The organism is Streptomyces sp. NPDC107562, assembly GCF_055657325.1.
The window spans coordinates 146244-164564 of sequence record NZ_JBVKBE010000015.1 but is presented as its reverse complement, the minus strand read 5'-3'; the positions used below and the strand labels follow the sequence as shown (position 1 = coordinate 164564).

General features: G+C 66.2%; 10 protein-coding genes. 1 reads left to right on the top strand and 9 read right to left on the bottom strand.

The features are described from left to right. Positions 1-926: 926 nt before the first annotated feature. The gene (locus ACZ7LV_RS32200; RefSeq protein WP_471944575.1) at positions 927-1817 is read left to right on the top strand and encodes a DUF5655 domain-containing protein; all 891 of its coding nucleotides are present in this window, start codon (positions 927-929) and stop codon (positions 1815-1817) included. Between the two features lie 224 nt (positions 1818-2041). Here the strand turns inward: ACZ7LV_RS32200 and ACZ7LV_RS32195 are convergent, their stop codons facing one another. The 9 genes from ACZ7LV_RS32195 to ACZ7LV_RS32155 all read right to left on the bottom strand — a co-directional run bounded on the left by ACZ7LV_RS32195 (position 2042) and on the right by ACZ7LV_RS32155 (position 18207). Then, complete coding sequence (locus ACZ7LV_RS32195) at positions 2042-4042, bottom strand: ATP-binding protein (RefSeq protein ID WP_471944574.1); 2001 nt, start codon at positions 4040-4042, stop codon at positions 2042-2044. A gap of 771 nt (positions 4043-4813) precedes the next feature. Continuing rightward, positions 4814-7762, bottom strand: coding sequence for a DUF499 domain-containing protein (locus tag ACZ7LV_RS32190; protein WP_471944572.1), 2949 nt, complete (start codon positions 7760-7762; stop codon positions 4814-4816). A gap of 53 nt (positions 7763-7815) precedes the next feature. Further along, the gene (locus ACZ7LV_RS32185; protein WP_471944571.1) at positions 7816-10548 is read right to left on the bottom strand and encodes a DUF1156 domain-containing protein; all 2733 of its coding nucleotides are present in this window, start codon (positions 10546-10548) and stop codon (positions 7816-7818) included. Further along, the gene (locus ACZ7LV_RS32180; protein WP_471944569.1) at positions 10545-13754 is read right to left on the bottom strand and encodes a helicase-related protein; all 3210 of its coding nucleotides are present in this window, start codon (positions 13752-13754) and stop codon (positions 10545-10547) included. Before ACZ7LV_RS32180 ends, ACZ7LV_RS32185 begins: the two co-directional genes overlap by 4 nt. Positions 13755-14048: 294 nt before the next feature. Further along, entirely contained in the window at positions 14049-14420 is a 372-nt protein-coding gene (locus ACZ7LV_RS32175) for an SPDY domain-containing protein (RefSeq protein WP_471944567.1), read from the bottom strand. 28 nt (positions 14421-14448) lie between these two features. Beyond that, positions 14449-15399 carry a hypothetical protein gene (locus ACZ7LV_RS32170; protein ID WP_471944565.1) on the bottom strand — a complete coding sequence of 317 codons (951 nt, stop codon included), beginning with the start codon at positions 15397-15399 and terminating at the stop codon, positions 14449-14451. A gap of 65 nt (positions 15400-15464) precedes the next feature. Further along, positions 15465-16580, bottom strand: a complete 1116-nt coding sequence (locus ACZ7LV_RS32165) for a DnaB-like helicase N-terminal domain-containing protein (protein WP_471944563.1) — start codon at positions 16578-16580, stop codon at positions 15465-15467. Then, positions 16580-17851: a DNA cytosine methyltransferase gene (locus tag ACZ7LV_RS32160; RefSeq protein WP_471944561.1), complete on the bottom strand. Its 1272-nt coding sequence runs from the start codon at positions 17849-17851 to the stop codon at positions 16580-16582. Before ACZ7LV_RS32160 ends, ACZ7LV_RS32165 begins: the two co-directional genes overlap by 1 nt. Beyond that, the gene (locus ACZ7LV_RS32155; protein WP_471944559.1) at positions 17848-18207 is read right to left on the bottom strand and encodes a hypothetical protein; all 360 of its coding nucleotides are present in this window, start codon (positions 18205-18207) and stop codon (positions 17848-17850) included. Before ACZ7LV_RS32155 ends, ACZ7LV_RS32160 begins: the two co-directional genes overlap by 4 nt. Positions 18208-18321: the final 114 nt, after the last annotated feature.

Genomic DNA, 18321 nt, shown 5'->3' with positions numbered 1-18321 from the left:
CAGTTTCGAACGCTCAGGGGGCGTACGGAAGTGCCACGGGCGCAGAGCGACGGCTTTCTCTTATGGTTTCCGGATCTCATTGCGGCGAAGGCACGGGACCTGGTGCTGATCGACTGTAAGGGTGGGATGACCAGCCAGCGAACAGGGCGTCATGCCGTTGAACGCTCAGCAGTTCTGGCGCACTTGCAGCTCATTGAGCTTCTTCAGAACGGTAACCGATCGGGTGACGTCGAGGCGCCGGTTCGGGCCAGCACGGAGGCAACCGTCCTGCTCGGCGGCATTGTCAACACACGATGGCTTCTCACCCACAGGATGGGCAGCTGAAGAAGCTCATTGCCTGGACCAGTCTCCCGGTCTACTACGTGTTCGATGGGCTCGACGTGTGGGCGCCACATGATGTCCTCATCGCGGGGCAGCAAGGGCCGCACAGCGTTGTCGGCTCCGGGGCCCCGTACTTTCTGATTTCTACGCAAGGAGCCCGCCGCTTCGACGACCTGTTCGGCGGACGGGATCTTCCAGAGTTGGGCATTGCCTCGTAGGGGTCCTCCCGCGTGTCTACGAGGCTGCTGGACGGCTCTCTTGCACGAAACTTCGAGTCCCTGTCGGCGTCGGCTGAGCGTTCGGCCGTCGTCGAGACCAGTGATTGCTGGCTGCCACCGCTGACAACAGGGCAGGCGCTTAGAAGGCGCCTGGCGCATCTCGTCGGCAGGTGCTTTGACCTGCCACTTTCTTCCTCACTGACATGCTGTCAGGGGTTTTGTGGGACGTATGTGGGACGAGGGCACCTCTGGGACGGATGGGATGCAGGGGTTCGCGACTGTGCCAGGTGGTCACCGTCTCACATCTCCTCACCTGTTCGGTGCGCCCGCGCGGAAATAGATCTACCCCTCTCCTGCGTTCTCGATCTTCGAGCCGAGGAGGGGAAGGTGTCGGGCCTGAAGCTGTTCCACACGACGAATGGCGGCGTGACGGAGGTCGCGCCGCGTCTTGCCGAGATCGAGGCGGATGTGCAGGGCCTCGTCGAGGCGCACATGGAGACGATGCTGGGGGTGCGGTTCCTGGCGAGCGAGTACGTCATCGACTGTGCTGACGGCGGCCGAATCGATTCGCTGGGGCTCGATGAGAACGGGGCGCCGGTGGTCGTGGAGTTCAAGCGCGGCACCTCGGCCAGCGTGATCAATCAGGGCTTGTATTACATGGCGTGGCTGATGGCGCACAAGGACGCCTTCCGGACCCTGGTCCGCGACCGGCTCGGGGTATCGGCCGCGTCCCAGGTGCTGTGGAGCGCACCCCGGCTGATCTGTGTCGCTGGCGATTTCACCCGCTACGACGGGCACGCCGTACGCGAGCACCGGCGCAGCATCGACCTGGTCCGCTACCGGTTCTTCGGCAAGGACCTGATTGGACTTGAGACCGTGGCTTCCGTCACCGGGCGGAGGCAGGCCGCGCGGCGGGTTCGCCGGAGCGCGGCCGGGCTGCCGCCCGCCCGAGAGCAGGGCGGTGCGCTGGCGGAGCTGGCGGAGGCGGTTGATGAGGTGCTGCTCGGCCTCGGGGACGGCGTCAGCCGGGTGCAGCGCAAGCAGTACCGGGCCTATCAGCGCCTGCGGAACTTCGCCTGCGTTTGCCCGCCGCAGAAGACCAAGCTCCTCGTCTATCTCAAGGCCGACCCGAAGGAGGTCGACCTCATGCCTGGCTTCACTCGGGATGTGACGGGGCTGGGCCACCATGGCACGGGCGACCTGGAGGTGCAGTTGCGCTCCGAGCGGGACATGGAGCGGGCCGTGGACCTCTTCTGCGCCAGCTACGCGGCGGCGTAGCCGGCCGGTGTGTTTGTGACGTGAGGGCGTACGGGACTGGGCTGCTGTGGATGTTGTGGTGGTCGTGCCTTCCGACGTACGGGCAGGTAATGGCAGTGGATCATCAATGATGCGTGGGATCGCCGGTTTGGCCAACCGGCGATCCTCGGCTATGTTCCCTCGCGGTCCCTGTCCGTGGCCCGCCCTAACTGACCGCGCCCGGCGGCAAGCTCGCCGCAGCCCCCTTAACAGTCCAGTGCTTCACTGCCCGTGTTGCCGTTGAACGCCGCTGTGTCGGACTGGTCTTCTGTAGCGAGGGACTCCGGGATGAAGCGGGAGTAGCTCTCGCGTAGGTGCTGCGTAACGCGGTCGTCGGTGGCCTCGTAGTTCAGCTGTCGCTGGAAGAACAGCAGCTTCTTCTCCGCCCCATCGAGGAGTTCGCCCCAGCTTTTGACCCAGACCTCGTATTCGTGGTGGTCGTCGGCGAGGCCCTCTGGCTTCTCTTTCTGCCGGATGTCGCGGTGGATTTTGTCCGAGTATTCGTAGGTGACGAGGTAGAAGCGCCACTTGCAGTTCACGCCTTTGTACTGCGGGTCGTCGACGATGGCTCGGGCGTAGCCCGTGATCTGGTCGAGTTCCTTCTTTCCGACCTTGACCGTGGGGCGCTTGAGTTCGATGACGAGTCGTTCCGTGGAGCTGTCGTCGCGGCGGCTGCGGAACAACAGGATGTCCACCCGGCCGGTGCGCCCGTCTGGCTGGGTGACGGTGTCGAGCTGGTTCTCCAGCACGACACCGGCACCCAGCTCGTCTTCTAGGTGGGCGTGCAGCACATTGGTGAGTCCGACCTCGGGCATGGCCATGTTCCAGTCCTCGCCGAACAGCCAGAGGTTCTGGGCGATCATGGGATGCAGCTGGTCGACTTCGCGGAGGTCCTTGCGCAGGTGAGGGTCAGCGAGGATCTTCCGTAAGGCGCCAATGAAGTTCAGGCGGTTGGTGACGGTGGTAGCGGCCCCGATGACATGAGTCAGGTCAGTGCTGTCCAATAGGTTCTTCAGGTGTCGGCGGTCTTCATCGCTGAGGGCGAGGACCTTTTCCAGGATGGTGTGCAGGTCTCCTGGGCTGCTCTCCAGAGCGGTCTGGATGAGGCTCACAGAGAGCCGACGAGCTGCGCCCTTGGTCGGAAGGGCATCGCGGGCAACGGTCACCACGACGTCGAAGGTCTGGCGCTCGATCGCTTGTGTGCGGCTGGAGGGCGATTCCGGGTAGGGGTAGATGCCCTCTTCCTTGAGTTGCCGTACCACCGCTGCGGAAATCTGTGCGCCGCGGAGAGTGAGGTGCTCCTGGACTGCCTTGGTGGCCGCGTCCAGGAGGCTGCCATGTGACATGGGCAGGCCGTGCAGGTCGTCGACGGAGATCTCGTTGAACAGGTTGGAGCGCAGGTAAGGCGTGAAGCTGACGATGCTGTCGGCCCAGACCCGGCCTTGCTCGTACAGGGCGATGCCTTCGGCGTTGCAGATGAGCATTCTGCGGTCGCTCATCCGCTGGTTCCATTCCACGAAGGTCACGACGGGGGCCGGGTCCTCCTGGGCGTACTCCTCTGGCAGATCTAGCGGCAGGTCGATGGGTTCGCCGACGATGATGTTGCTGGGATCCAACCTTTTGCCGTCGAACGTCACGGAGACGTCTGGGTAGGCCCGGAGGTAGAACGCCAGCTTCGCCGTGAGGTTCGCAGCGGCGTCCTGACGCTCCAGGCCGCGCAGGGTCTTGCCCTGGGGGACGTTGATCCGAACGATGGTGCCGGTCTGGTCTCGGACAGGCTCGGTCTGTACGACTCGCCAGATGGTGGCGTGGTCTGCGTCACCGTTGATCCGGACGCCGGCAAGGGCGCCGTCGACCTCAGCCACCGACTCCCACGTGAACTGGTCCCCCAGAGCGAAGGCGTACAGGCGTCCCTCGCCGTTGTGGCCGTGCAGGATGCGCGTGTTTCCCTCGGTGTGCGTCTTGCCGGTCTTCCAGGTCTCGCCGTATCCCTCGAACGCCGCGCGGGCCCGCTGCAGTGTCATGCCGTGGCCGTTGTCGGTGACCACGATCTCGGTGATCGCGTCCCACTCGCGACGCAGTTCGACGTCCACTGCGGTCGCGTTCGCGTCCAGAGCGTTCCAAACCAGCTCGGCGATAGCAGCGATCTGAGCCTTTTTCTTGAACTGAAGGATCTTGCCCTCGCCGACCGACAGCTGGAACTCCATCAGGTTCGGTCCCGCCTGCGATGGCACGGCGACGCTCGCAACCCCTACCCCTGCTCCAGCGCGAGACGGGCCCCGTGTGTCGTGTTCCCCCATAGGCATAGGAAGACCGTACCCGTTAGATACGCTGGGTTACATATCGCGTTCTCGTCGCAAATGGTCGCGGTGCCGTAGTGGCCGTCCGGGACGAGATCAAGGCCCTGGTCGAGGGCCTGATCGCCGAGATCGCCCTGTAAGCCACGGTGTGAGCGAGATCCGCGATGTCCTCGTCACCGCTGTCGGCATCGGCTCTGCCTCCGCCCTGGATGCCGAGCGCTACCTCGACGCTATGACCGACGGTGCCTTGCGCCCACGCAAGCCTCGGTCCCGGCCTCTGTTTGAACTCTGGCCGCCCCACAGGGCGACCCTTGCTTGCATCTAACGGGGCCCGTTCTGTGTCTCGTCGCGGCAGCCGTGCCGGAGCCCACCGGACCGTGGGCGGGCGCCAGCGCCTGTGCCATTGCCACGACGGAGGTACGCACGCGCGTTGATCTCGGTGAGGAGGAGTGCCACAGGGATGATGAACTGGCGGCGGAGGTCGAACTCCTCCTGATTAGGCGCATATCGGGCTCCGCCGATAAGCGGGGCTCCGGCGCATTGCCGTAGTAGCCCACGGCCGGAGGGTAGTGACCACGTCTCGACCGATATCGATTCCGGTGTGGAACCTTCCGCCGCAGGTGGCCCGTGTTGCGCCCAGCTACCTGCGGCGGATTGCCCATTTTGCTCCCGACCTTGTTAGAGATCGCGGACGTGGACAGGCGAGCCCAGTTCGCGAATCCGATCGGCAAGGCCGTCGGCGGACTGGGCGTTGACTACCATCTGGAAGCTGGCCTGCAGGAACGAGACGTCACCCCGGTCGATGATGTCGTACAGCTGACGGAACAGCTGGCTCAAGTCCTCGGCATTGCCAGTGTTGTTGAGCATGCTCTGTGTCACGGAGAACGCGATCTGTTTCTCCTGGGGGGTAGTAGGAGCGTCCTCGGGCTCGCCGGGGCTTGTTTGGCCCCCTGGCCGACCGGCTCCAGGGACGGGACCAGGCTCGGGGGTGCTGTCCTCCGAGCCGGGCTGCGCCTCGTCGTCCGCGGTGGGTGCCATGGGCTTGCCGAGCCGGAGCCGTTGGCTGGAGAGGTTGATCTCCGAGACGCCAGTGACTGCTACTTCTTCTCCCTCGCTGTCGACGATGCGCAGCAGGCCGGCCCGGACGGCGTCGAAGAGGGCCTGTCGTAGGTCACTCTGACCGCCGTGCAGGAGGGGAAGCCGCGGTGTATTCCAGAAAGAGTCTCGTAGCTCATCGATCGGCCGGCCGTAGTCGTTCTCGCGGAGGTTGTGGAGCAGCGCCTTTGCGGAGAACGTCCCTTGATCGAAGGCTTTGCCCTTCTCGACGAGGGCTTTCCACACGATGGTGCCGTGGAGGGCGGTTTCCGTCTTGTCGTCAAAGGTCACTTCGTCGACACCGCGTGTTGTGTCGTCGTCCGGCTGGGCCAGGAAAAGGATGTGCTGGAATGCCCGCTTGATAGTCGTCTCAAGGTTGCGCTTCGCGTCATTGCGTTCGGTGATGGCCTTGGCCTTCATGTCCGCGTCGTCCTGCGTTTCCTGGACTCCGAGGACGCGCTCAGCTGCGAGATAGGCGGTCGCGAGACGGCGCGCAGCATGCCGTTGCTGTGTATTGGCTACGGCGAAGACCGCCGAGGACGCCCATCGCGCAGGCAGCTTGTCGGCACCGAGTCCGACAGCGGCCTGAACGGCTTCGCGAGTAGCGCGATCTGCGCCATTTCGGAGAGTGAACTGTGCAGGATCGAGTACCACGAGACGCGAAACCCGGGCGTCATCGATGCCAGCGGTGGCCAGAACTTCCCGGGCCGAGTGGCGATCCGTCGAGGCGCGTACGAACAGCTTGCGGTCGAACGGTCCGGTATCCGTGAGGTGTTCAGCGAACTCGGCGATGACCGTATCGCGTTCGGCGTCGGTGATGGTGTCCCTCATGGCACGCTGCAGCATGAGCAGCGTCTGCTCGGTAGACAGAAAGTACCGAGGCTGCTGACCCTTCTGCCCTGGGGTGACTTCGATGCTCACGAGGCCGGTATCCGGGTCGGTGAGGTCCTTCAGGACGGCGTCGGCATCGGCGAACATGTAGGCCGGATCCGGCACGGCAGTTGCGGCCTTGACCTCGGCATCGGTGGCGCCGCGACGACCTTGGCTGCGTCCCGACACAATCGAGGTGAGGAAGATGGCTGTTGCGGCGCGCTCGGCGGCGCGGGGATTCGAGTGGTGCCAGAGCGCGCTGTCCTCTGTGCCTCGGTTCAGGTCGAGAAGGCGAGCCGTTCCGCTTGCGTCCCTGACGCCGACGATGTCGTTCTGGGCGAGCGAGCGGTAGTTGTTCTGGGTCTTGGTATCGCTGATCAGGCCGGACCCGATGATCGACTCGCGTACCTGAGTGTTGGACAGAGGGAGATCACCCGGACCGATGAGTAGCGGCGCCCATGATTTTTCCTTCCCGCGCTGCTGAAGGGCGTAGACGGCCGCGGCAAAGACCTTTATCGTCGAGCGGACCTTCTGGAAGCCAGTGCGGTTGGCCCACTCGTGCTCGGCCATGTGCATGAGCTGCGGATGGAAGGGATAGGTCCGGCTCACTTCCTCAGCAAAGTTCACCGTCCAAGGCGCATGCAGCCCGTCGTAGACCTTGTTCTTCCAAGGCCCGTTGTCCATGGCCTCCTTGAATTCACGAACGGTGGCATCGACCACTTCCTTGGCCGGCGGCTGGGTGAAGAGGCGACGCCGCAGGATTGCCGCGAAATCGTCGTTCTCATGGGCGCCGACGGGCTTGCCGTTGCGTTCAAGCAGGCGCTCAAGATCGAGACGCCGGCTCTGCCCTTCCGGGCTCAGGGAGATGGAGTCCTTGTCGGAGGCAATCATGACGGCCAGCATCGCGGTGTGCGGCGTCTTCGTGACGGCGTCCAGAAGGGCGCGCATGAAAGCCTGGTCCTGTGCCGTGAGAGCCTCATCGCCCACGCCATCGAGCCCGTTGCCGAAGTAGTTCATGATCTCGTCGACGATGATCAGGACGGGCCTGTCGAGCGACCTGATGGCCTCGGAGATCTTGGACACGTTGCTGAAGTGCTCGCGATAGGCGGTGTATCGCGAGTAATCGCCGTCGAAGAGCCGCCACAGGAAGCGCTCGTAAAGGCTCTTGGTGGGGCCATCATGCTCGACGACCGTAGCGCCCGGTGTCATGTTGTCGCAGGGGAGCACCACGACGTGAGGGTTGTCGAGGTTCTTGGGCAGGGGGCGATTGAGGATGGATTCCGCCTGGCGGAGAACGGCCTTGCCGACGTCCGTCTTGGCCAGGTTGAGCGGGGCAGCGGCGAGATGGTACGCGCCGATGCAGGCGTGAGACTTTCCGCCGCCCATGCCCTGGTCGAGTCGCAGGAGGGCAGGAACCTTGGTGTAGTCGCTTCCCCCGCCGAGCCGGATGGCGATCCGCGCGAGAAGATCAGTGAGCGCTCCCGTAGGGTGTGTGATCTCCCCGTAGTACGACGCGTCGGCATATTGGGGGCGCTGATCTCCGGTCCCGTACACGGCGTGGTACAGCGACATCTGCACATCGGCGATGGACCCCGAGGCGTCCAGGATCTCAGGTCGGATCCGCAGCGCCTTCCACCACGGCGTCACACCGCTCTGCTTCACTCCAACTCCTCGCTTTCCATTGATCTTTGGTCATTGCGTCGCATCAGGGTGGACTACCACAGGGTGGGGTGGGTGTCCTTGCCAGCGGTTTCACGGGCCGTGCGGATCTGCGTGTTCGCGATGGTCCGGGCGGCCACATCAACGCCACGCCGAGCCCGCTGCAAATTGTTCCAGGCTGAGGCATCGGCCTCGCCCTCGGGCAGCCTGTTCGCCAGATAGGTGATCGCGGACCACAAGTACTCGTCGTCGTTGTCCCGTGCGGCATCGACGAGGACTTCGGCCACAGCGTCGAGACCGTCTGGCCATGCCTGCGCCATGGCGAAGGCGACGTCAATGACCGAGGAGTCCGGCGTGATGGAGCCCCTGAACTCCTTGGCCGTGAGCAAACGGCAGCCCTTGTCGCCCTGGTGAAGGAGGTCCTTCACGTCTGCCATTTCCAGGTCGGCGGCCAGGACCTGCCACCGAAGCTCGGATTTGGGCGCCAACTGCTGGCCGTAGAGGCGTACCCACCACAGCGCGAATCGAGTGCGGGCATCGAACGAATCCAGGGGCAAGGACACGACTTTGATGTCCGCGGATTCCTGGACGGCCTTGCGCGCCACGATCAGAAACCGTTCGAGGTCGACTTCATCACCTGTGACGTCGAGGATCTGCGAGTAGCGGCCGGTCACCTCCATCGCGGGCCCTGCGGAGGCCATGAGCATGTCGGTGTGGGCGAGCCCTGAGCGGTCCCATAGTTCGACACGGGCTTTGACCTCGGCTTTGACCTGACTCTCCACAGCAGCGAGGCGTCCCTCGCGCCGGTTCGCAGGAGCGGGGCGGCAAGCCATCGTCAGTGTCGTCACGATGTTCGCGGCCGTGGCCGACGCTCCGCCCGCTTCGGTCTTGGCAGGCCACGATCCGGTCAGTACCAGGCCGGCTGAGGTGATGGCGCTGAGCAGTCGGCGCCATACCTCCAAGTCACCGTGCCCGAAGACGATGGTGACCACGCCGTCCTCGGTCACGACCCGGCGGGCCTCGGCAAAGGCCCTTGCGAGGCTGTCGTCATAGTGCTGCTGCGTGCGGTGGTCCCCACCCTGGCTCCCGCCCCGCTTGACGGTGATGTCGTCGTTCTTTTCCTGCACACCGCCGGGATGCATCGTCATCGACAGCATGGGATCGGCGGTGTACATGGCCCGTTTGGCCCACACGTAGAACAGATCGCTGGAGTCGCTGTAGTCGATCATGTCGTCGTACGGCGGGTCCGTCACGACGGCGTCCATGGAGCCGGGCCGGAACGGGATGGCTGTCGCTGTGCCTCGCTGGATCACCGCTGGCAACGCCGTCGCTCGCTGGCGAATGTTGCGCAGCGTGGTGATGGTCTGCCGAGACAGGGATTCCCACGAGCCCGGACCGCCTGACAGGCCGCTCTCGAACCAGTCATAGGAGAAGGAGACCGCGGACTGGTTGACGAAGATGTCACCGACTTGAGCCCCGCCTGCCTTCTGCAGGCGGGCGCCACGGGTGGATCGCCGCATCTTTCTCATCATTGCTGCTGTGGCATAGCCAGCCAGCGCTCGGGCGTAGTCGGCAGAAAGGCCGGCTTTCAGGCAGTCTTCGGTCGCCTCGTTGATGGCGCGGGCCAGCCGTACCAGCCCGAGCGTCTGTCGGGCTTCGCAGAGGTCACCGTAGGTGCGGTCACCGTAGTTCACGGATTGGATGGTCCATGTGTTGCCATCCGGAATCGTCTCGTCAGGACGCGCGGGCAGTACCCCGAACGGCGACTCGCTCTTCAGCGCGTCTGCCGCTCGCCGGGCAGCGTCGATTTCCCTGTCCGTGGGAGGGCGGAAGACCTTGGTGCCGTCGTCCGGGTCGATGTCTGCGGCGACCAGGAGCATGTCGCGGCGCTGGCCTTCCACACTGAGGCGGGTATGGACAGCCTTGGAATGGACGTGGCTGCAGAATGGGCAGACGGCGACGCGGCCCGTTGCCGAGTACTTGCTTTTGCCGGCCTGCACGCGTGTAGGTGTGCCGGTGGGCGGTCCGTCGTGGACGGCGGCTTCGCACACGCCCGACTGCGGGTCGGCAACGATCCGGAAGCTCTGGCCTTCGTCGTTCTTCTTCGGACGGGCCCGCCGCAGTTCGAGTTCGCCGACCAGAGGAAAGCGACGACCGCATTCCTGGCAGGGAAGGGTTGACGCCCACAGGTAGCCCCACGGGTAAGCGCCGTGATGCTTCGGGTAGAACTCGTCCATGGACTGGCGGAAACGTGAACCCACTTCTCCGATGAACCTGGCCACATCGGTCACGATCCGATCGGAGTTGTCTTCGATCTCGACCTGGCGCTGTTCGTCGTCGGTGAAAGGAAGGGGCGGTTCCTGAGACCAGTCACGGAACGGCAAGTCCGACAGGAGTGCGCCGCCCAGAGCGGCAAAAGGCGAATAATCGATGCCGTATGCCTGTGCTTGGAGGCGCCCAGCCTCAAGAGGAATCATGGCCCGGCCCGAGAAGGGGTCCAGGACGCGAGGAGGTTGCTCGTACTCCTTGTCGAGGATCTGCTGAATCTCGCTGGCCGCAACGGCGTGTCCCGTCAGGGCCTTTCGGACCAGCCCCTGCAGATCCCGCTGTTCCTTCTCGTCCTCCGGCCATGGCAGGAGGCTAGTCAGGACAGCAGCCTTCGCTTGTGCTACGGGACGCTTGGCGAACCACACCCACAGGCTCGACTCGGTGTTGCCGCTGCCCCAGCCCTCCGAGCACGCATCACTGACCTCTGTGCAGGGAAACCAGCGTTCGATCATGCGTGTCATTCGGAACTCTCCTGATGGCGGTCACGGGCGGTGCGCAGCGACGATCCCGGAATCCGGAATACGGCGTCTCCGCGGATGTCACCTGCGAAGACGGTAATCGGGTCACGGAAGCTGCCGAACAGCGTGCCCCGACCGTCAGAACATCGGTCGACGACGTACAGCCAGAAGTCCCGCCGGTGCTGCATGGCCATGAGCACCTCGTTGCCGGTCAGCCGGATCCCTCGTGAGGCCGCCGAGTCCCATACTCCCTTGACCTCAACTAGGCGCTGGTCGCGGCCCCTCACCGCTCGAAGATCGTATCCGCGGTTCTCTGCGTGCACGTCCGAAACGACCCAGCCGTCCTCTTGCAGGAGGCGCTGCACGTGGCGCATGGCAATGCGCTCGGAGTCCTTCTCCTCGGTGGACGTCTCGACCGCGCCGGCATAGACCCGCATGCGCGCCACGCAGGCGGGTTGGGTGATTTCCACCTTGCTCAGGCGCTCAAGTTCTTCAAGGCGCTGCTGCGCCTGGTCGCGCAGCCGGTCCCGCAGCGCCAGGCGCTCGTTCCGGTCGCGGATCTGATGGGTGAGATCGATCGGCAGGTTCTCCAGGTCACGACGGGCTGAAGCGAACCAGTCGTCACGTACTTCCTGGTACTTCGTGCGGGTATCGCTTGCGAGCTGGTTGGCACGCGCCTCGGCCAGCTGCTCGCGGGCGGGATGAGGGGTACCGCCCGGCTTGGTGGTCGGGACCAGATTGGCCAGGGTCTCCCAGCGGACGGGGTAGGCGTCGCCGGTCTCGTCGACGCGGATGAGGCCGGCCCAGGCTGTGCGGCGTCGGCCTCCGACTTCGGTCAGCGTGGCTTCGTAGGCGTGCAGTTCGTAGCCGCTGATGCTGGTGGGATCCTCGGCGGCACCACCGCGGTACAAGTCGGGTGCCAGGGCCTCTGAGACGTGGTCGATGAGGTCACCGAAGGCCAGGCTGCCCGGACCGAGCGCGAGGGCGCGGGAGGTGTCGGCGCTCCCCGCGTTGTCTTTGAGCGCCTGGCTGCTCGTGGCGACCAGAGCATGTGCCTCGCCTCCGAGGCCGGCGGGCAGGACGATGTCCGAGGTGAGGAGCAGGATGCCGTCACCGGCCGCGGTGTTCTGCACGCGTAGCAGTCCCGCGGAGTCGAGCCGCTTGAGGAAGGCTTCGACGATCGCCGGGTTGATGCGTTCGAGAAGGTCCTGTTGCAGCAAGGTCAGTGCTGCCATCGCTTCGACCTTGCTGGCCAGTTCGGCTTCCTGGGCCCGGACCTGTTGTGCCCGGCGGCGGAGGTCGGCGACGGTGATGCGACGGGCGGCGTCCTCTGCGGCGCGCCGTCGCTCCTCGTCGTCGCCGTAGAGAGCCTGAAGCCATTCCTCGTACCGGATGCCAGCAAGTTCGGCGACCAGCGAGAGGCTGTCGAACATCTGCCCGTCGAGTTCGTTGGCAGCCGTAACGAACCGGTCGAGCAGGCGGTGGAGGGTGGCACCTTCCCGGGTATCGACAGCAACCAGGTTGAACAACTCGACATCGCGGGTCTGGCCGACGCGGTGGATGCGGCCCATGCGCTGTTCCAGGCGGACGAGAGACCACGGGATGTCGTAGTTGATCAGTACGTGTGCGACCTGCAGGTCGATGCCCTCGTTGCCGGCGTCGGTGGAGACGATGATTTGGAAGTCACCGCGCATGAACGCGGCCCGTACCGCATCACGCTCTGCATTGGGCTGCCGCCCGGAGTACATGCGCGCGCTATAGCCCTCGTGCTCAAGCCGCTCCGTGATCCACTGTGCCGTGTCCGCGAACTCGGTGAAGACCACGGCTTGCTCACCGTTGCCGGGGTAGATCCCTTCCGGAGCCAGACAGCCGTCGACAAGCACTCGCCACTTCGAGGGCGAGATCATGGGGTCTTGGAGGATCTGGTCCACCTGCTCGACCAGATCGGAGACAGCCTTGCGCTCCGCACGCACTGCGGTGGAGTCTGCGTTGACGACCTGGGCCTCCTCGCGGCCGGCCTCATCCTCGCCATAGGGGTCCGCCAGGACCGACGCTTCGGCCGCTGCGAGCCGTCCCATCTGCTCGTGCCGGCGCCGCAGGGTTTCACGAATGGCAAAGAGGGAAGAGGCGGCCCGCTTGCCGTACACCATCCGGGCAAGCGGTTGAGCGTTCGGAAGCATGTAGCGGTCCACCAACGCCAGCGCCTGGCTGTAGATGGAGTGCTCCTGACGACTCAGCGGAATCCGGTGATTCGTCGCCCGACGGCGCTTGAAAAGACGGCTCTGACCGTCATAGTCGACAAGATCCTCCTTCATGCGGCGAAGGAAATGGATCGGGCCGGGCGTGAGCTTTGGCAGGTCTTGCGACTGGTCATCGCCCGGATCCGGATAGATGTCAGGGTCGACGAGATGCAGCAGATGCCGGAAGAGCCACTCCGAGCCACGGTGCGGCGTCGCCGTCATGAGGAGCGTGCGAGGTGCCCGAGACAAGAGCCGCCCCACCCTGTGGTATGCCTGGGCCGTAGGTGTCAGCCTGTGCGCCTCGTCGAAAACGACGATGTCCCAGCCTGCACGGTCCGGGCGGATGGCCTCCTGGACGGCACCGTTGACCGCGGCCAGCTCCAGGGACACGACCCACATGTCATGCGTCACATCGAGAGCATGCTCACGGACCGTGTCCGAGGTAATCCGCCGGAGTCCGCCGTCGAAGAATCGATCGAAATCAGCTTGCCACTTGGACGCCAGGTTGGCCGGGGCGACGATCAGCGCCTTCCGGATGAGTCCGTACCTCTGCATCTCTCGCAGGTAAAGTCCGGCCATGATCGTCTTACCGGTTCCGGGCTCGTCGGCGAGCATGAAACGCAGCCACGGCTGGGGGAGCATGGCCCCATAGACGGCATTGGCCTGGTGTGCGTACGGGTTCAGCGGAGATGAAGCCAGCAGCGTGCTATTCGCGTTGGTTGCAGCAGCAGCCATCCACTGCGTCCACATGCCTGCCAAGATCCGTGCCGAAGGTGCGCTGCCGTCCTTCGCCAGAATCTGGACTCGGTCGGCTTCGTCGGCGGTTAGTTCTACCTTGTGGAGACCTTGATCATCATCGATGACATAGAGCGACCAGCTCCCGTCGGGCAGCTTCCGTGCGTGATCGATCGTGACCCAGCCTGGCACAGTCTTTGGCAGGCTCACGCGCTGCCCCTGCTCGAACGCCATTGTCACGAATCTGCTGCTCCCCGCTATGAGCCGCGCCTATCTCCATCTGGCTGTCCCTGGTCGACCAGCACAGTCCCCCTACCTTAATGCCGGGAGTCTTGAAGCAGGGACGGGGATGAGCGAGCTCAGCAGTGGCGATGGCGGGCAGGGGCCTCATCGGCATTCAGCGAGAGTGAGCCCCCGTGAAACGGATAGACGCGGTACGGTGCGAGTGTGGCCCTGAGGCATCCCCCGTCCGCAGGGCCACACTGCTGTTCGCGTGCGTGAGTGTGCTGGTCAGCGACTTCGGCTCGCCTAAGATCTGGCGAGGGTCGTCGCGATGGCCGGTTCGGTGGCGGTGGGACGCGGAGGCTGCCGCTGGACGCTGGGGTTGAACTGCCGAGTGCCGGTGCCGTGCGCGAGTTCCTCGGTCAGGTCGGCGATCATGGGGGCGGGTGTGTTGTAGGGGGAGGCGTGGATAGTCCAGGTGGGCTGGTCGATGGTGGGGCCGGCCCAGAGGGTCCAGGTGGCGAGGGGGCTGTTCGGTTGCTGGGCGGCTAAGGCGTCGAACTGGACACCGGCATCCTGGGAGGCGTTCGTCCAGCGGAGCCAGCGTCCGTCCACGGTGTGTTTCCATCCGGCGCCAGCGAGGGGTTTCGTGGCGGCGGTGACAGTCTTCTCGTCCACGGGGCTCCCTAGGGCGGTGTCCCATCCGTCACCGTCGGCGAGGTGGTTCAGCAGAGCCTGGAGCATGGGGGCGGGGGCAGGTGGCCGTCAGGTGCCACATGCGGTCGGACACCGGCGTCTCGTAGGCGGCCACGGTCCAGGCGGTCTCGCGGGGGTGGGCTTCGTGGACCCGCTCGATGCGCAGAGTCTGCGATTCGTGGATCGCGTGGGTGGTCTCGTCTGACCAGGTCCGCCACTTCTCGAACTCGCCGTGCGTGTCGAGGAAGGTGTCGAGGAGCGCGTCGTGGTCGCCGGCATCGGCCAGGTAGACGGGGACAGTCTCCAGCTGGGGGCGGGACGGTTCGGGCTTGGCTGTGGTGACGTCGAAGACGGAACGCGCTGCAATGGCGGCGCGTTCGGTGTCGGTCAAGGGCGCCGGGCCGGGGCGCATCTCGGCCGCGTGGACCTTCTCGAAGGCCACCAGTGCCTCCGCGGGTGAGTCGAACGTATCGGCGATCTGACGCAGATGATCCTCACCGTGCAGGTAGACGGACTTGCCACCTGGGTGGAGGTATGTGCCGACTGCGACGGTGGTGTGGCCGTCGCGGGCGTGTGCGTGGATCAGGAGGTGGCCGTTGCGGATGTAGTCGTGGATCTTCTGCGCCTGGTTGGAGACCTCGCGGATTTCGCTGCCGGTGCACCAGGGCATCGGGTAGTTCGGCCAGGTCCATTCCTCGTCGATGGCCTCCTGGAGGCGTGGGGTGATCTCGAGGGTGATGCCTTCGGCGGTCAGGTGCTGGGCGGCGTCGGCGGCCCAGCAGGGCTCCTCGTGATCGATGCGGGCCAGGACCAGGACGCCCGTGGCGGCGACGCTCCAGCCGGCAGCCTCCATGGCCGTGAGAGCGACGGTGGCCTGGCCACCGGTGACGTGAGCCTGCACGGCGCTCGGGTGAGTGGGGTGGGTGTCGAGGCGGACATGGGCGTCGATGGCGGGAGTCACGTGGGGGTCTCATCTGTTCTGCCGGTGGCCGGGCCTTCGGGTCCGGCCACCGGCGTACTCGGGAGCTATCGGGTTGCTCGTGTCGATCGGGCGGCGTGTGCGGCCGTGGTGGTCGGCGGGCCGGCGCGGATGGCAGGCGCCGGTTGCCGCTGCTGTGGCGGGGTGGTTCCGGTGGCGTTCTGCCAGCGGGTGCGGACGGCGGCGATGTCAGCGAGGGCGCGGCGGGCGCCGACGACGAGCTGGAAGGGGGTGTTCGTCGGGTCGCCGGCGTACGCCTCGATGCGCCGTCCGGTGTGCTCGGCCGTGGCCAGGAGGGAGCGCTGCAGGGCGCGTTCGCCCCAGTGCCCGACGGATCCGGCCGGTTCGGCCAGCATGCGCAGGACCTCGCCTGGTTCACTGGCGCCGTCCAGCAGGCCGCGCTGCTGGGCCTCCCACAGGACGGTGACGGGGTCGACGGGCTCGTTGCGGCGGGCGAGGGTGGTCAGGCACTGCCACAGGCCGACGTGCAGCGGCAGGGTGAGGTCGTCGGGGACCAGCCACCGCACGGCGTCGATCTCGTCAGGGCGGGCGGTGGCGGTGGCGAGCAGCAGTTGCTCCTCCTCGACCGCCTCGGTGTGGTCAGGGGCTGCGGGGGGCGGTGCCGGGGTGCGGGGGAGGACGTCAGAGCGCGCGGGAAAGCAGTTCGCGATGTCGTCCACGACCGCGGCGAGTGAGTCGGCCTCGGTGAGCACCGTCTGGACGGGGTGGGGGAGAGAGACGTCGTGGACGGTGTGGACGAGGCGTTCGGCGGCCGTCAGCAGGCGGCGGCGGGCGTGTTCGGCCTCGACCATGCGGGCGTAGGCGGGGGCGTGGCTGGGCCGGGGGCAGACCTGGACGAGGGTGTGCAGGTAGGTGGCGGTCAGACCGCGCGCCTGCTCCCGGCCCGCGGTGAGCACGCGGTCGAGCCACGTGGTGTTCTTCGCGTGCTCGGCGGGGTCGGGCCGCGGCAGGGTGTTGATCGCGGCGTACAGGGCGGCGTGCGCGGCGGTGGAGAAGGAGTCGGCGGTGATGCCGCTCACGTCGTCCAGGCGGTGCGGGTCGAGGAGGAGGGCCCCCAGGAGGGCCTGCTCGACGTGGAACACCGGCTGGGGCGGTGCGATGGCGGCGAGGTCGTCTTCGTCGGGACCGGGGGTGTGGGGCATCAGGCGGCGAGGGTGAAGTCGTCGGGGTCGAGGGGGAGGCCGAGGTGCGGGGCGAGGAGGTGGCCGGCGAGCAGCGGGGGTACGGCGTTGCCGATCTGGGAGAACTGTTGGCCCTTGTTGCCGGCCCAGGGGTAGTCGGCGGGGAAGGTCTGTAGGAGGCCGGCCTCGCGGGCGGTGATCCGGATCGGCTCGGGAACGGCCGGCGCATCGGCTTCTTCGGCTGGCGGTGTGGCGGGTTCGGCGACCCAGGTGCACTCGTTGGCGCGGTGCCCGAAGAACAGCGTGCCAGCCGGCTCCTGGATGGACCGGACGGTGGCGTTGGCCTGGTTGTTGCTGCGCAGGGACCAGGACCAGCGGTGGGCCTCGGCGGTGAACGTGGGCGCCGGAGCGTCGGCCGCACGGTTGTCTCGGGTGCCGTGCCGGGCCGCCCACCCCGTGCCTTCGCGGCGGGACTGCAGAACCACCCCGTCCGGCCGGGGCATCCAAGTGCCGCGCTCCCGGGCATCGGACAGCGTCTTGCGGGAGCCCGACGGGAACGGTTCGGGTCCGCCTCCGTGCCCACCTCCTGCGCAGACGGTGGGGACGGGCCGGTCAGTCGCGCCCCATCCCAGAGCTTCGGCCATGCTGACCCAGCGGGCACGGCCCGGACCGAACAGCGATTCCGGCTCGGCGAGCCGGGCGTGCGTGGGCGTGGGCGGCTGCGCCGTACGGACGCGGGAGGCCAGGAGGATCGCTCGCTTCCTGGTCTGCGGGACGCCGAAGTCGGCGGCGTTGAGGATCCCGCACCAGACGGAGAACCCCCACCCCCGCAGGACGGCCGCGTACTGCTTCCACAAGGGCAGCACGTCCGGTACTTCCTCCATGGCGACCCAGTCGGGCTCGCCGACTGTATTCAGCGCGTACAAGTAGCGCATCGGCTCGGCGGCGAGCAGGGAGCGCTCGTCACGGCACGCGGCGAGGAGGCGCTCGCGGGTGTCCCGCCCGGCCGCTAGGTCCTCGACTGCTGCGTGCACCAGCGGCTGGTCGAGCAGGCCGAGGCGCTTGCCGGCCATGCTCCACGCCTGACATGGCGGCGAAGCGATCACGCCGCGGGTGCGGCCGATGAACGGCCAGGTCGGATACCTCGCCACGTCGCACCGGATGGTCAACTGGTCCGCCGCAGCGCGGGTCTTGCACGCCCACTCGTCCCATTCCAGGCCGACGTCGCGCGCGCCCAGGACGTGCAGCGCTCTGCTCCAGCCGCCCGGCCCCGCGAAGAGGTCGAGTATCACGTGGCCAGCCCGAAGTCGTCCTGCGTCAACGCGTCGGCGTCGCCGCGGCACGCCCAGGGCGAGCAGCCGTCCTCGACACCGTTCTCCAGGGCGTCGGCGTCGTCCGCGCTAATCCGCAGGGCGGCCCGCTCGGCAGCCGTGACGTGATCGATGGGGGCTTCGCTGAGCGGGACGCGGGAGCGGTGCAGGAACGCCTCGCCGATCAGGCGGCTGCCCGAGGCGTTGGCACGGGCGTTGCCCTGTCGGATGGCCGCGTCGAATTCGACGACGTCCGCCCACTCGGACGGAGAAGTGTCCCTGATATGCCGCCACTGCGCATTCCCGTGGAACGGGCAAGTTATTGAGAATCGAGACAAGGATGTGACCTTTCGATAGGGGGTACGGGGGTGCGAAGGGGACGCGTGGCAAGCCCTCAAGCTGGGGCTTGCTGAACTTGGCAGGCGCGGGGCATGGCACCTTCATGGCCTTCA